13 protein-coding genes are annotated in these 14,419 nt (G+C 70.8%); 6 read left to right on the top strand and 7 right to left on the bottom strand.

Annotated features, from left to right (window positions below):
* Positions 1–32: 32 nt before the first annotated feature.
* From LRX76_RS04510 to leuC, 3 genes are all read right to left on the bottom strand, one after another.
* Entirely contained in the window at positions 33–803 is a 771-nt protein-coding gene (locus LRX76_RS04510; RefSeq protein WP_231802493.1) for a class I SAM-dependent methyltransferase, read from the bottom strand.
* A complete protein-coding gene (gene leuD / locus LRX76_RS04515) occupies positions 800–1,453 on the bottom strand; it encodes a 3-isopropylmalate dehydratase small subunit (RefSeq protein WP_231802495.1) in 654 nt (217 codons plus the stop codon). The genes LRX76_RS04510 and leuD overlap by 4 nt, the downstream gene beginning before the upstream one ends.
* 68 nt (positions 1,454–1,521) lie before the next feature.
* Positions 1,522–2,970, bottom strand: coding sequence for a 3-isopropylmalate dehydratase large subunit (leuC, locus tag LRX76_RS04520; RefSeq protein ID WP_231802497.1), 1,449 nt, complete (start codon positions 2,968–2,970; stop codon positions 1,522–1,524).
* A 142-nt stretch (positions 2,971–3,112) separates the two neighbouring features.
* On the opposite strand from leuC, the gene LRX76_RS04525 reads away from it, so the two are divergent.
* The 4 genes from LRX76_RS04525 to LRX76_RS04540 all read left to right on the top strand — a co-directional run bounded on the left by LRX76_RS04525 (position 3,113) and on the right by LRX76_RS04540 (position 6,982).
* The gene (locus tag LRX76_RS04525; protein WP_231802499.1) at positions 3,113–3,991 is read left to right on the top strand and encodes a LysR family transcriptional regulator; all 879 of its coding nucleotides are present in this window, start codon (positions 3,113–3,115) and stop codon (positions 3,989–3,991) included.
* Positions 3,992–4,130: 139 nt separating this feature from the next.
* The gene (locus LRX76_RS04530) at positions 4,131–4,790 is read left to right on the top strand and encodes a TetR/AcrR family transcriptional regulator (RefSeq protein WP_231802501.1); all 660 of its coding nucleotides are present in this window, start codon (positions 4,131–4,133) and stop codon (positions 4,788–4,790) included.
* A 138-nt stretch (positions 4,791–4,928) separates the two neighbouring features.
* Positions 4,929–5,585, top strand: a complete 657-nt coding sequence (locus tag LRX76_RS04535) for a protein-L-isoaspartate O-methyltransferase (RefSeq protein ID WP_231802503.1) — start codon at positions 4,929–4,931, stop codon at positions 5,583–5,585.
* A gap of 17 nt (positions 5,586–5,602) precedes the next feature.
* A complete protein-coding gene (locus LRX76_RS04540) occupies positions 5,603–6,982 on the top strand; it encodes a TolC family outer membrane protein (protein WP_231802505.1) in 1,380 nt (459 codons plus the stop codon).
* A 313-nt stretch (positions 6,983–7,295) separates the two neighbouring features.
* Here the strand turns inward: LRX76_RS04540 and waaA are convergent, their stop codons facing one another.
* Entirely contained in the window at positions 7,296–8,612 is a 1,317-nt protein-coding gene (gene waaA, locus LRX76_RS04545; RefSeq protein WP_231802507.1) for a lipid IV(A) 3-deoxy-D-manno-octulosonic acid transferase, read from the bottom strand.
* A 66-nt stretch (positions 8,613–8,678) separates the two neighbouring features.
* Here waaA and LRX76_RS04550 point away from each other — a divergent pair, with 66 nt between their 5' ends.
* Positions 8,679–9,599, top strand: coding sequence for an LpxL/LpxP family Kdo(2)-lipid IV(A) lauroyl/palmitoleoyl acyltransferase (locus LRX76_RS04550; RefSeq protein WP_231802509.1), 921 nt, complete (start codon positions 8,679–8,681; stop codon positions 9,597–9,599).
* Positions 9,600–9,668: 69 nt separating this feature from the next.
* Here LRX76_RS04550 and LRX76_RS04555 read toward each other — a convergent pair whose 3' ends face one another.
* From LRX76_RS04555 to LRX76_RS04565, 3 genes are all read right to left on the bottom strand, one after another.
* The gene (locus LRX76_RS04555; RefSeq protein WP_231802511.1) at positions 9,669–11,012 is read right to left on the bottom strand and encodes an O-antigen ligase family protein; all 1,344 of its coding nucleotides are present in this window, start codon (positions 11,010–11,012) and stop codon (positions 9,669–9,671) included.
* A complete protein-coding gene (locus LRX76_RS04560) occupies positions 10,993–12,105 on the bottom strand; it encodes a glycosyltransferase (protein WP_231802513.1) in 1,113 nt (370 codons plus the stop codon). The genes LRX76_RS04555 and LRX76_RS04560 overlap by 20 nt, the downstream gene beginning before the upstream one ends.
* A 476-nt stretch (positions 12,106–12,581) precedes the next feature.
* Entirely contained in the window at positions 12,582–12,779 is a 198-nt protein-coding gene (locus LRX76_RS04565) for a zinc-finger domain-containing protein (RefSeq protein ID WP_231802515.1), read from the bottom strand.
* A gap of 200 nt (positions 12,780–12,979) precedes the next feature.
* On the opposite strand from LRX76_RS04565, the gene LRX76_RS04570 reads away from it, so the two are divergent.
* Entirely contained in the window at positions 12,980–14,251 is a 1,272-nt protein-coding gene (locus tag LRX76_RS04570) for a sugar transporter (RefSeq protein WP_231802517.1), read from the top strand.
* Positions 14,252–14,419: the final 168 nt, after the last annotated feature.

Here is a 14,419-nt window from a genome sequence, read left to right on the forward strand (position 1 = left end):
ATCGTTGAATGGAGCGTTGCATGGATCGCCGCCTAGCCGCGGCCGGTCCACAGCACCAGCACGTCGGTGCTGAAGGAGCCGTCGTCGGCGATCTCGAAGTAGTCGCGCACCTCCGCGCCCGCGCCCTGCTGCAGCGCGCGGATCGCCTGGCGGAAGACCTCCGGGGTGCGCATGCGCTCGACCCAGGACGCGAACTCCAGCCGCAGCCGCTGGCGCTGCAGGCGCTGCACCTGCAGGCCCGCCTCGCCGGCCAGCCGCAGCCATTCGGCCGCCGAGTAGTCGCGCACATGGCTGCCGTCGCGCAGCACCTCGATGGCCTGCAGGTGGGTATCGAGCAGCGGCGTGCCCGGCGCGATCACGTCGATGAAGGCGGCGGTGCCGCCGGGCCGGAGCACCCGCCGCACCTCCCTCAATGCCTGGCCGACGTCGCCCCAGTGGTGCGCCGAGTAGCGGCTGGCGACGAGATCGAATTCCGCCTCGGCGAACGGCAGGCGCTCGGCCGCGCCGCGCACCACGAGCAGGTTGTCCAGGCCGCGTTCGGCGGCCGTGCGGGCCACCACCTCGAGCATCTGTGCCGACAGGTCGTAGGCGACCACCTCGCCGGCCAGCGGTGCCAGGTGGAAGCCGACATGGCCGGCGCCGCAGCCCAGGTCCAGCACGCGCGAGCGCGGCTGCGCGGCCAGCGCCGCCTGCAGTTCGGCGAACTCCGCACCCTGCGCGTGCACCGCGCTGTGCAGGTAGGCGCCGGCCTGCTCGCCGAACTGCGCCTGCACCACCTGCGCGTGCGAAGCGCGACCGGTCACGCGCGGCTGCCGGCGCCGAACAGCCACGGCTGGCGCTGGCGATGGCCGGCCTCGAACGCACCGATGGCGTCGGCGTCGCGCAGGGTCAGGCCGATGTCGTCCAGGCCGTTGAGCAGGCAGTGCTTGCGGAAGGCATCGACCTCGAAGCGGTACTGCACGCCGTCGGGCCGGGTCACGGCCTGCGCCTGCAGGTCGACGGTGAGCCGGTAGCCCTCGGCGGCTTCGCACTGCGCGAACAGCGCATCGACCTCCTCGTCCTTCAGCACGATCGGCAGCAGGCCGTTCTTGAAGCTGTTGTTGTAGAAGATGTCGGCGAAGCTGGGCGCGATCACCGCGCGGAAGCCGTATTCGTCCAGCGCCCACGGCGCATGTTCGCGCGAGGAGCCGCAGCCGAAGTTCTCGCGCGCCAGCAGCACGCTGGCGCCGGCGTAGCGCGGGAAATTCAGCACGAAGTCCGGATTGAGCGGCCGCGCGCCGTTGTCCTTGCCGGGTTCGCCTACGTCGAGGTAGCGCCACTCGTCGAACAGGTTGGGGCCGAAGCCGGTGCGCTTGATCGACTTGAGGAACTGCTTGGGGATGATCTGGTCGGTATCGACGTTGGCGCGATCCAGTGGACAGACCAGGCCGGTGTGGGTGGTGAAGGGTTTCATGGAAGGGCCGGGATTTGAGATTGGGGATTGGGGATTGGGAAAGCCGGGGATTTGCGGGAACGTCGCTGTTACGAATCCCCAATCCCCGATCCCGAATCCCGTAACTGCCTCACATCGACGAAATGCCCGCTCACCGCGGCGGCGGCGGCCATCGCCGGGCTGACCAGGTGGGTGCGGCCGCCGGCGCCCTGGCGGCCCTCGAAGTTGCGGTTGGAGGTGGAGGCGCAGTGCTCGCCGCTGCCCAGCTTGTCCGGGTTCATCGCCAGGCACATCGAGCAGCCCGGCTCGCGCCACTCGAAGCCGGCCTCGATGAACACCTTGTCCAGGCCCTCGGCCTCGGCCTGCGCCTTGACCAGGCCCGAGCCCGGCACCACCAGCGCCTGCTTGACGCTGGCGGCGACCTTGCGCCCGCGCGCGACGGCGGCGGCCGCGCGCAGGTCCTCGATGCGCGAATTGGTGCACGAGCCGATGAACACGCGGTCCAGGCGGATGTCGGTGATCGGCTGGTTGGCGGCCAGGCCCATGTACTTGAGCGCGCGGCTGATCGAGTCCTTCTTCACCGGATCGGTCTCCCGCTCCGGGTCCGGCACGTTCTGGTCCACCGCCAGCACCATCTCCGGCGAGGTGCCCCAGCTGACCTGCGGCCTGATCTGCGCCGCATCCAGCTCCACCACGGTGTCGAAGTGCGCATCCGCATCGGACACCAGGTCCTTCCACACTGCCACCGCGGCGTCCCAGTCGGCACCCTTCGGCGCGAACGGGCGATCGCGCACGTACTCGATGGTCTTCTCGTCCACCGCCACCATGCCCACGCGCGCGCCAGCCTCGATGGCCATGTTGCAGATGGTCATGCGGCCTTCCACCGACAGCGCGCGGATCGCGCTGCCGGCGAACTCCAGCGCGTGGCCGTTGCCGCCGGCGGTGCCGATGCGGCCGATCACCGCCAGCACGATGTCCTTGGCGGTGACGCCGAACGGCAGCTCGCCCTCCACCCGCACCTGCATGTTCTTCATCTTCTTGGCGACCAGGCACTGGGTGGCCAGCACGTGCTCGACCTCGGAGGTGCCGATGCCGTGCGCCAGCGCACCGAACGCGCCATGCGTGGAGGTGTGCGAGTCGCCGCAGACCACGGTCATGCCCGGCAGCGTGGCGCCCTGCTCGGGGCCGACCACGTGCACGATGCCCTGGCGCGCATCGTTCATCTTGAACTCGAGGATGCCGAAGTCCTCGCAGTTCTCGTCCAGCGTCTGCACCTGCAGCCGCGAGACCGGGTCGGCGATCGCGACCAGCCCGCCGAGCCGCTCGGTGCGCGTGGTCGGCACGTTGTGGTCGGGCGTGGCGATGTTGGCGTCGATGCGCCAGGGCTTGCGCCCGGCCAGCCGCAGGCCTTCGAACGCCTGCGGCGAGGTCACCTCGTGGAGGATGTGGCGGTCGATGTAGATCAGCGAGGAGCCGTCGTCGCGGCGCTTGACCTCGTGCATCTCCCACAGTTTGTCGTACAGGGTCTTGCCGGCCATGGATGCGTGTTCCCGAATCGGTCTGGCGATCGGCGGGAGGCGATATCCAGGCCCGCCGGAGCTGGAGCGGCCATGCTATGGGCTTGCCATCGATAAAACAAATTCATATTTTTCATCCATTGGATGAAAATCAGGAATTGAATTGGACCTCGCCAACCTTGCCGCCTTCGTCGCCATCGCCGAGAACGGCAGCTTCTCCGCCGCGGCCGGGCACCTGCACCTGACCCAGCCGGCGGTGAGCAAGCGCATCGCCCTGCTCGAGGCGCAACTGCAGGCACGGCTGTTCGACCGCCTGGGCCGGCAGGTCGTGCTGACCGAGGCCGGGCACGCGCTGCTGCCGCGCGCGCGGCGCATCCTCGGCGAACTGGAGGACACCCGGCGGGTGCTGGAGAACCTGGGCAGCGGGATCGGCGGGCGCCTGAGCCTGGCCACCAGCCACCACGTCGGCCTGCACCGCCTGCCGGCACTGCTGCGCCGCTTCATCGCGCTGCACCCGCAGGCCGCCCTGGACATCCAGTTCCTGGACTCGGAGCTGGCCTACGCCACGGTGCTGCAGGGCCAGGTCGAACTGGCGGTGACCACGCTGGGGCCGGACACCCGGCCGCCGCTGCGCGCCGCCCCGGTCTGGCGCGACCGCCTGCAGTTCGTGGTCGCCCCCGACCACCCGCTGGCGCAGCAACCGCGGGTGACGCTGGAGGACATCGCCGCGCACCCGGCGGTGCTGCCCGAGCCGGACACCTTCACCTACGGCATCGTCGCCGCGCTGTTCGCCGAACGCGGGCTGGCGCCGGGCCTGCGCATGACCACCAACTACCTGGAGACCATCAAGATGCTGGTCTCGGTGGGCCTGGCCTGGAGCGTGCTGCCGCAGAGCATGCTCGATGCGCAGGTGATCGCGCTGCCGCTACCCGGGGTCGCGCTGGAGCGCCAGCTCGGCTACGTGACCCATGGCGGCCGCACCCTGTCGCGCGCCGCCCAGGCCTTCATCGCCCTGCTGCAGCAGGACCACGAACCCGTGTAGGAGCGGCTTCGGCCGCGATGGGGCCTTCCCGGTAGAGCCCCATCGCGGCTGAAGCCGCTCCTACGGAAAGGCCAGGCGGAGGGGCGGCCGCGCCAGGGCTTGCTATAAATATAGAACCCAATGGTCTAGTATTGATCGCATGTCCGCCCCGATCCCATCCCCAGCCAAAGGCGCCGCGAGGAGCAGCGGCCCCGGCCGTCCCAAGGATCTGGGCAAGCGCGCGGCGATCCTCAGCGCCGCCAAGTCGCTGTTCATGGAGCAGGGCTACGCCGGCGCGAGCATGGATGGCATCGCGGCGATGGCCGGCGTTTCCAAGCTCACCGTATACAGCCACTTCGGCGACAAGGAGACGCTGTTTTCCGAGGCGATCCGCGCCCAGTGCCAGGAGATGATGCCCGACGACCTGTTCGAGCACGAGTTCGAGGGACCGCTGCGCGACCAGTTGGTCGGCATCGGCCAGGCGTTCTTCGCCATGATCAGCAGCGAGGCGGCGATCGCCACCCATCGCATGATGCTGGCGCCGGACATCGGCGACAGCTTCGTGCGCCAGATGTTCTGGGAGGCCGGCCCGCAGCGCATCCAGCAGGCGCTGGCCGACTTTCTGGCCGGGCGCGTGGCGCTGGGCGAACTGCAGATCGACGACCTGCCGCTGGCGGCATCGCAGTTCTTCTGCCTGCTCAAGGGCGAACTGCACCCGATGATGATGTGCGGGCTGCGCTGCTGCCCCAGCCAGGCCGACGTCGCTGCCCACATCCACGCCAGCGTGGACCTGTTCCTGCGCGCCTATGCGCCGCGCTGAGCCGGCCACGGCCGCCGCGGTGGTCGCGATGACTTCCGGCACTGCGCCGCCGCCGCCGCGGCGGCGATGCTTGACCGCACGCCAATGGCCCCTGCCCCGGCTAAAATGCCTGCCCCACCGCGTTGGACCTCCACTGCCATGACGATCGACTACTCCCAGGCCCGCGAAAAGATGGTTGAACAGCAGGTACGTCCCTGGGACGTGCTCGACATCCGCGTGCTCGACGTGCTGGCGCGGCTGCCGCGCGAGGCCTTCGTGCCGGAGGCCTACAAGGCCCTGGCCTACGCCGACCTGGAGATCCCGCTCGGCCATGGCCAGAAGATGATGAAGCCGGTGGTCGAAGGCCGCATGCTGCAGGCGCTGGAACTGCAGCCGGGCGACGACGTGCTGGAGATCGGCACCGGCAGCGGCTTCGCCACCGCCTGCCTGGCGACGCTGGCGCGCGAGGTGGTGAGCCTGGAGATCGAGCCTGAACTGGCCGCCTCGGCACGCACCCACCTGGACGCGGCGCGCATCGGCAGCAACGTGCGCATCGAGACCACCGACGCGCTGGCCTGGCAGAGCGAGCGCCGCTTCGACGCGGTATGCGTCACCGCGGCGGTCGACACCATCCCCGAGCGCTTCCTGTCCTGGCTGCGCCCGGGCGGCCGCCTGTTCGTCGTGCAGGGCCGCGAGCCGGCGATGGAAGCACTGCTGGTGAGGAACGATGTCAACGGCGCGCTCACCGAATCGTTGTTCGAAACCGATCTCGCCTATCTGCGGGGCGCCGCCCCCACCCCACAGTTCCACTTCTGATTGCCCAAGGAAGCCCCATGATCCGCCGATCCCTCGTCCTCGCGCTGGCTGCCGCGCTTTCCCCGATGGCCGCAAACGCCGCCGATCTGCTGCAGGTCTACGAAATGGCCCGCAACGGCGATCCGCAGCTGGCCTCGGCCGAATCGACCCGGCTGTACAACAAGGAGGGCGAGGTCCAGGCCCGCGCCGCGCTGCTGCCGCAGCTGGACGGCAGCGCCTCGATCAGCCGCTCGCGCACCGAGTACGAGGGGATCGCCGGCACCCGCACCTCCAAGAGCCGCAGCTACAGCATCAACGGCAGCCAGACGATCTTCAACTGGAGCCAGTTCGCCCGCGTGCGTGCGCAGCGCGACATCAGCAAGGCCGCCGACTTCAGCCTGGATTCGGCCAACAACGACCTGATCGTGCGCACCTCCGCGGCCTACTTCAACGTGCTGGTCGCGATCGAGTCGCTGGTGGCGGCGCAGACCAACGAGGCGGCGGCCAGGAAGCAGTTCGACTACGCCGACAAGCGCCTGGAGGTCGGCCTGGCGCCGATCACCGACGTGCACGAGGCCCGCGCCCAGTACGACCAGGCGCGTGCGGACACGATCACCGCCCGCAACACCCTCGCCGACACCTACCAGGCGCTGGCCGAGATCACCGGCCAGCCGGTGCGCAACCTGAAGGCGCTGCCGGACGACTTCCGGCCGGAACTGCCGCCGGACTACAGCAACGTCGACCAGCTGGTCGCCAATGCCGTCGCCCAGAACCCCGAGCTCAAGGCGCAGGAGCTGCAGGTCCAGGCTGCCGAATCCAGCGTCTCGGCCGCGCGCGCCGGGCACTACCCGACCCTCAACCTCAGCGGCAGCGTGGGCCGCAGCAACAGCTGGGGCGATGCCAGCGGCAACGGCACCGGTACCGGTGTCAGCACCAGCGGGCTGGACATCGACAGCAACCAGATCGGCCTGACCCTGAGCGTGCCGATCTTCGCCGGCGGCGCCACCCAGTCGGCGGTGCGGCAGGCGCTGGCGCAGCGCGACATCCAGCAGGACACCTACGAGCAGCAGAAGCGTGCGCTCGACCGCAACACCCGCAACTACTACCAGACCGTGGTGCAGGGGATCAGCGAGGTCGAGGCGCGGCGGCTGGCGGTGGTGTCGGCGCAGGCGGCGTACGACGCCTCGGAGGTCGGCCTGGAGGTCGGCACCCGCACCGTGCTGGACGTGGTTCAGAACCAGCAGACGCTGTTCTCGGCGCAGTTGAACTACGCCCAGGCCAAGTACACCTTCCTGCAGAACCGCCTGCTGCTGGCGCAGGCCACCGGCACGCTGGACATCGCCCAGGTGCAGGACGTGAACCGGCTGCTGACCGATGAAGCCGAGGCCAAGCTGCCCGATCCGAGTTCGCTGCAGTAGCACCGGCCGGACCGGGCCGTGCCTGTCGGCACGGTATCCATTCGAGGAGCGGGCCTTTGGTCCGCTCCTTTTTCTTTTGCCGATGCCCCCAGATCGTGGGCGGATGGGCCGCCACGGGAATGGCCCCGGGTCCTGGGCGACCGGGGCGCCGATGCCAAGCGATTCGGAAGCGCGTGCCCGGGCAAGGCCGAGGACCGCACCCGGGCCAGGAAGGTGAAGCCGATCCATGTTCGGCCGCGGGTGTGCCGCATTCACCCGGGTCACGTGCTGCACGGAATCGGCCCGCGCAGGCGGCCTTGCCGCCCAACGGCTCCTACCGCACCGGCTCCGGTGAATGCGGCTGCGGCAGATCGGCCGCGATGAGTTCCAAGGTCCGCGCCAGCGCACCGCGGCCGTTCTCCACCAGCGCGCAGCCGGCGGCGGCCATGCGCCCGCGCAGCTCCGGCTGCGCGAGCAGGCGGTCCAGCGCGGCGACCACCTCGGCCACGTCGGCGCACAGGGTGATGGCGCCGGCCTGGGACAGGCGCCGCGAGATCTCGGCGAAGTTGTGCAGGTGCGGCCCGGTCACCGCCGGCACCCCGACCGCCGCCGGCTCCAGCAGGTTGTGGCCGCCGATCGGCTGCAGGCTGCCGCCGACGAAGGCCACCTGCGCGCAGGCGTAGAACGACATCAGCTCGCCCAGCGTGTCGACCACGAACACCTCGGTCTGCGGCTGCGGCCACTGCTGCGCGGTGCGCGTGGCCACGCTCCAGCCCTGGTCGCGTGCCAGCCCCTCCACCCGCGCGAAGCGCTCGGGGTGGCGCGGCGCCCACAGCAGCAGCAGTTGCGGCCAGCGCTGCAGCAGCTGACGCTGGATCTGCATCACCGCCTCCTCCTCGCCCTCGTGGGTGCTGGCGGCGATCCATACCGGCCGCGACGGCGGCACATGCAGGTGGAACTGCTCGACGAACGCCTGCAAGTGTTCTGGCACGGCGATGTCGAACTTGAGGTTGCCCAGGGCCACCACCTGCGCCGGCCGCGCGCCCAGCGAGACGAACCGCGCCGCGTCCTCGCGCGATTGCGCCGCCACGCACTTGACCGTGCGCAGCGCGCGCCCGATCAGCGGGCGCAGGATGCGGTAGCCGCGCAGCGAGCGCGCCGACAGCCGCGCATTGAGCACGTACACCGGGATGCCGCGGTCGCGGCAGCCGAACAGCATGTTGGGCCACAGCTCGGTTTCCAGGATCAGCCCCAGTCGCGGGCGGAAGTGCTCCAGGAAGCGGCGCACGCCGCCGGGCACGTCGTACGGCAGGTAGACGTGGTCCACCTGCTCGCCCCACAGCGCCCGCACCCGCTCCGAGCCGGTCGGGGTGATCGTGGTGATCACCCAGCGGATGTCCGGGCGGCTGGCGCGCAGCGCGTTGACCAGCGGCGCGGCGGCGTTGACCTCGCCCACCGACACCGCGTGCAGCCACACCCGCGGCTGCCCGCGCGCCTGCTGGTAGGCGGCATAGCGCTCGTCCCAGCGCTGGAAGTACTGGCGGACGCGGAAGCCGCGCCAAACCAGGTGGTAGATGGTGATCGGCAGCAGCAGATAGAGCACGGCCGAATACAGGCCGCGCAGCATCCATTCGACGGGGTCCTTGCGCATCGGTGAAGGATAGCGGATGCGGCGGCGCCGGCATCGGTGCGCGCGGGCTTCCCTTAGAATCGGCACATGTCCGAATCCGCCTCCACCGCACACCGCCCATCCTTGCTGCAGCCGCGCCATTGGCCCATGTTCCTGGCCTTGCTGCCGGCGGTGGTCGCCGCGCGCCTGCCGTGGCTGCTGCAGCGCGCGCTCGGCCGCGGCGTCGGCTGGATCGCCCTGCGCCTGGCGCGCACGCGCCGCCGCGCCGCCGAGGCCAACCTGAAGCTGTGCTTCCCGGAGCAGGACGATGCCTGGCGCGCGCGGCTGTTGCGCGACAGCTTCGATGCGCTGGGCATCGGCGTGTTCGAGTTCGCGCGCGCCTGGTGGGGCAGCCTGGCGCCGATCCGCCCGCGCGTGCAGGTCGAGGGCCTGGAACACCTGCATGCCCTGCAGCAGCAGGGCCGCGGCGCGCTGCTGGTGTCCGGCCACTTCATGACCCTGGAGATGTGCGGGCGGCTGATGTGCCAGTACGTGCCGCTGGCCGGCATGTACCGGCGCTACCGCAACCCGGTGATGGAATGGGCGGTCAAGGCCGGCCGGCTTCGCTACGCCAAGGCGATGTTCGCCAACGAGGACGTGCGCGGCGCGCTGCGCCACCTCAAGCGCGGCGGATTCCTGTGGTATGCGCCGGACCAGGACATGCGCGGCAAGGACACGGTGTTCGTGCCGTTCTTCGGCATGCCGGCAGCCACCATCACCGCCACCCACGAGTTCGCCCGCATCACCGGCTGCGCGGTGGTGCCGTACTTCCACCGCCGCGAGGGCGGGCGCTACATCCTGCGCATCGCGCCGCCGCTGCAGGACTTCCCGTCGGCGGACGTGGCGGCCGACACCGCGCGGGTCAATGCCGCCATCGAGCAGATGGTGCGCGAGGCGCCGGCGCAGTACCTGTGGATCCACCGCCGCTTCAAGCGCCAGCCCGGCGGCCGCAGCCGGTTCTACGAGTAGCGGTGGGGCCGGGATTGGGGATTGGCAAAAGCCGAGCTCCGGCTTTTCACGAATCTCCAATCCCGGCTTTCAACAGCCGAATGGCTGGTCATCCCGAATCCCGGCGCTCCAGCCCTTGAGCGCCCCCGCATACAGGCCGGCCAGCAGCATCAGCACGCCGCCCCAGAAGCTGGAATGGAACGCCAGGTGGGTGTTGAACGGGAACACGGTGACCACCAGCGCCAGCATCGTCGGCCGCGCCCGCTCGCGCGCCGCGGCATCGGCGCGGTGCCACGCGCGCCAGGCCAGCCAGGCGCCGGACAGCCACAGCAGCAGGCCGAGGATGCCGGTCTCGCTGAGGATCTCCAGCACCAGCTGGTGGGCATGCAGCGCCGGTCCCTCGCCCCAGGCCGGGCCGCTGCCGTGCAGCGGATCGCAGGCCGGGAAGGCCTCGCGGAAGCCGCGCGCGCCCACGCCATTGACCGGGTGCCCGGCGATCATGCACGCCGCCGCGCCCCATATCTGCCCGCGGCCGGACAGCGCCTGGTCCATGCCGCCATCGGCGAAGGCCAGCGTGGTGCGCTGGACGCGCTGCTGCAGCTGCGGCGACACCGCCACCAGTCCGGCCAGGCCCAGCGCCGCCACCACGGCCACCGCCAGCAGCCGCTTCCAGCCCAGCAGCGGCCAGCCCGACAGCAGCAGCACCAGCGCATAGGTGATCCACGAGGCGCGCGAACCGGCCAGCACGATGACGATGCCGGCCAGCGCCGCCACCGCCAGCCATGCCCACGCGCCCCAGCGCCGCTGCACCGGCAGCAGCAGGAACGGCGACATGCTCGCCAGCACCTGCCCAAGCTTTAGGTTGCACGGGCCCAGGAAGCCGCTCAGGCGATCGGCCGCGGCGACCTCGGCCGGCGTGCACAGGCCATGCCCGCTGATCGCCCACTTCAGCTGGTCCAGCGACCAGAACCAGGCGCTGGTCCCCGACAGCGCCTGCAGCAGGCCGTCGGCGAACCAAGCCGCCACGATCACGGCCAGCCCGCCGAAGGTGAGGCGGCGCAGCGGCGGGGTCGCCACCGCCATCGCCACCAGCCAGGCGAAGGGCAGGTAGCGCAGGCCCAGCGCGGCCTTGCCCCAGGCGCGGCCGCCGTCGATCGCGTCCGGTGCGGACAGCAGCTGCGGCAGCCAGTAGGCCAGGAACAGCGCGCTGGCCAGCCGCCATGCCGCGCCGTCGAGCAGCGGCGCCTCCCGCCGCAGGCGCCCCGCCACCGACTTCGCCAGCACCAGCAGCGCACCCAGCGAGAGCAGGCCCTCGGCGATGCCCGGCGCCGGCCACATCGCCACGTAGGCCAGCACCCAGGCCGGCGCCCAGCGCCAGCCCGCGGCAGGCCCGGCGCCGGCGGCCGGTGCGGCGTCAGTGCCGGAGTTCGTCATAGACCGCCAGGGTGGCGCGCTGCATGTTCTGCAGCGTGTAGGGAATCACCGCCGGCAGTGCCGGCGGCTGCACCAGCAGCTGCCGCGCCCGCGCCAGCAGCGTCGCCTCGTCGAACGCGGGCACCGCGCCGGCCGGTTGCAATTGCGCCAGCAGCTCGCCGACGCCGCCATGGTTCCAGCCCAGCACCGGCCGGCCCACCGCCAGCGCCTCGATCACGGTACGGCCGAATGCCTCCGGCTTGCGCGAGAGCTGCAGCACCAGGTCGCTGGCGGCGTAGGCCTCGGCGATGCGCGCGGTGGGCGCGGTGAAGGCGACCGCGTCGGCAATGCCCAGGCTGCCGGCCTCGGCCAGCAGCTCGCGCAGGTAGTCCTCGCGCCCGGCTTCGCAGGCGCCGGGCAGCCACAGCCGCGCATCCATGCCCTGTCCGCGCAGCCCCGCCAGCAGCCGCAGCCCGTCGGCATGGCCCTTGAGCCGGGTGCCGCGCCCGGGCAGCAGCAGCCACGGACCGGCGCCGGACAGGACCGGCGCCTGCGTGGCGGCCCAGGCGCGGGCCCGCGGGTCGGGGCATGCCCGGCGCGGGAAGCGGTCCACGTCGATGCCGCGCGGGATCACCCGCAGCCGTGCCGGGTCGGTGCGCGGGTAGTGCCGCATGACGTAGTCGCGCACGGTCTGCGACACGCAGATCACCCGCTCGCCGTAGGTCATCACCGCACTGTAGCGGCCGGGGGAGTTGAGCCCGTGCACGCTGGTGACCAGGCGCGGCCGCTGCGTCGCCGGCATCGCCCGCAGCGCATGCCAGCCCAGCCAGGCCGGCAGCCGCGAGCGCGCGTGCACGATGTCGGCGCCGAGGTCGGCGAACAGCCTGCGCAACGCGCCGACGTGGCGCAGCGTCAGCAGCGACTTGCGGCCGATGTCCAGGCGCACGTGCTCGGCGCCGCTGGCCAGCAGCGGTTCGACCAGGCGGCCGCCGGCCGACACCACGACGGCGCGATGCCCGGCCTGCACCAGCGCCTCGGCGATCTCCAGGGTGGAGCGCTCGACCCCGCCGGACTGCAGCGCCGGCAGCAGCTGCACCACGGTCAGGCGGCGCATAAGACGTCAGGGCGCGTACCAATGTTCAAACATCGGTCGTGCATGGGTAGCCAAGGCAACGGCACCCCTCCCCGGCCCTCCCCTGCTTCGCAAGGGAGGGGGCAAAGCGGGGCACCCGGGTTCGCCACGCTGTTGCTGACGAGTGTGAGCGAGGAGGAGTTGTCCAGACCCGTAGGGCGCCGCCCATGGATGGGTGGCCTGCCGCGATCGGGCATGTTCCGACCGAGCCAGGGAGGGCGAGCCGGGAAATACCGACAGCCCGTCAGGCGTAGGCTCCTGACCTTGCAGGGAAAGCGTTCTTGTTTGGTTCCTTTTCTTTTGGCGCTTTCCAGAAGGGTGAACCCGGCCGCGTCAGCGGACGGAAGCCTTCGCTTCCATGCCTGGGGGCGACAGTTCCATACCGGGCATGGGAACTTCGAAGGAGTTGGATGCGACCGATGCGAAGTCACGACCGGCATTCGAGCGTTAACGCGGCACTAGTCCGCCAGCACGAACACGGCGCCGCAGTACGGGCACTGCGCCTCGTGGCTGGGCTCGTCCTCGATCGGCAGGTACACGCGCGGATGCGAGTTCCACAACGCCATTTCCGGGGTCGGGCAGCTCAGCGGCAGGTCGCTGCGATGCACGGTATAGCGCTTCTCGGTATTGGCGGGCGCGGTGGCGGTATGGCTCATGGTGGGCGCGATGGTGGAGATGTGGACACGATTCTAGCAGCCGTGCGCACGCGCGGCCGCGCCCTTCACGGGCATTGACACCGGGCACCGCCGTCGGGCTTACAATTCGCCGCAGCGGCATGGCGGCTGCAGTCGGCCCTGCTGGACGCCACCGCCGCGGTCCTCCCCCCCCCCCCCCGTTCTCCCGGCCTTCCTCTCCCATGCAGCAATCCGTCCATGCGAACCGGCGCGCGTGGGGCGGCGTCTATGCGCTCGCCCTGTCCGCCTTCATCTTCAATACCAGCGAGTTCGTCCCGGTCGGACTGCTGAGCGACATCGCCTCCAGCTTCGACATGCGGGTGACGCAGGTCGGGCTGATGCTCACCATCTATGCCTGGGTGGTGGCGCTGGCTTCGCTGCCGCTCATGCTGCTGACCCGCCGCATCGAACGCCGGCACCTGCTGATGGGCACGCTGGTGCTGTTCATCGCCGCCCACGTGGTCTGCGGCTTCGCCAACAGCTTCCCGTTATTGATCGCCGGGCGCATCGGCATCGCCTTCTCGCATGCCGTGTTCTGGTCGATCACCGCCTCGCTGGCGGTGCGCATCGCGCCGCCGGGCAAGCAGGCGCAGGCACTGGGCCTGCTGGCGGCCGGCACCTCGATCGCGATGGTGCTGGGCATCCCCACCGGCCGCGTGATCGGCGACCTGATCGGCTGGCGCATCACCTTCCTGTCGATCGGCGCGGTGGCAGCACTGGTGATGATCGCCCTGCGCCTGCTGCTGCCGCCGCTGCCCTCGCAGAAGGTCGGCTCGCTGGCCAGCCTCCCCATCCTGTTCCGCCGCAAGGTGCTGATCGGCCTGTACCTGCTGACCATCGCTGTGGTGACCGGGCACTTCACCGCCTACAGCTACATCGAGCCGTTCTCGCAGACGGTGGCCCGGCTGACCGCGCGCGAGACCACCATCCTGCTGCTGGTGTTCGGCGGCATGGGCATCCCCGCCACGATCCTGTTCGGACGCTGGTACGCACGCCGCTCCAACGTCATGTTCGTCGGCTCGATCGCGCTGGTGGCGGCCTGCCTGTTCGCACTGGCCACGGCCGCCGTGAGTGAGTACTGGATGCTGGTCACGCTGTGCGGCGTCTGGGGCATGGCGATCCTGGTGTTCGGCCTGGCGATGCAGGCGCGCGTGCTGGAACGCGCGCCGGAGGCCACCGACGTGGCCATGTCGATCTACTCGGGCATCTACAACATCGGCATCGGCGGCGGTGCGCTGCTCGGCAGCCAGGTCAGCGATCGGCTGAGCCTGCGCGACGTCGGCATCGTCGGCAGCGCGATGACCATCATCGGGCTGCTGATCAGCTTCTGGATCGTGCGCCGGCGCCCGGACGTGGGCATGCCGGTGGCGCCGGGCGTGCCGCGCCCGCACGCCGATGCGCCGCCCGGGATATGGCGCCGCTGGCGCGAGAGGCACGAGACGGCCCCGCGCTGACCGGCCCTGCGCAACCGGCTCGCGAATCCCGGGGTGCGACGACGTTGACCCGGGCAGGGCCGAAGGCCGCACCCGGGGGAGGATCGCGCACCGGCTCCATGCCCGGGGGCGCTGCGCCCACCCGGGAAGTTCCTCCCGGACGGCCGCGGCAACGCTCACGGGCTCCCG

It is taken from the genome of Stenotrophomonas sp. MMGLT7 (assembly GCF_021168555.1).
In the GTDB taxonomy this organism is placed as follows: Bacteria; Pseudomonadota; Gammaproteobacteria; order Xanthomonadales; family Xanthomonadaceae; genus MMGLT7.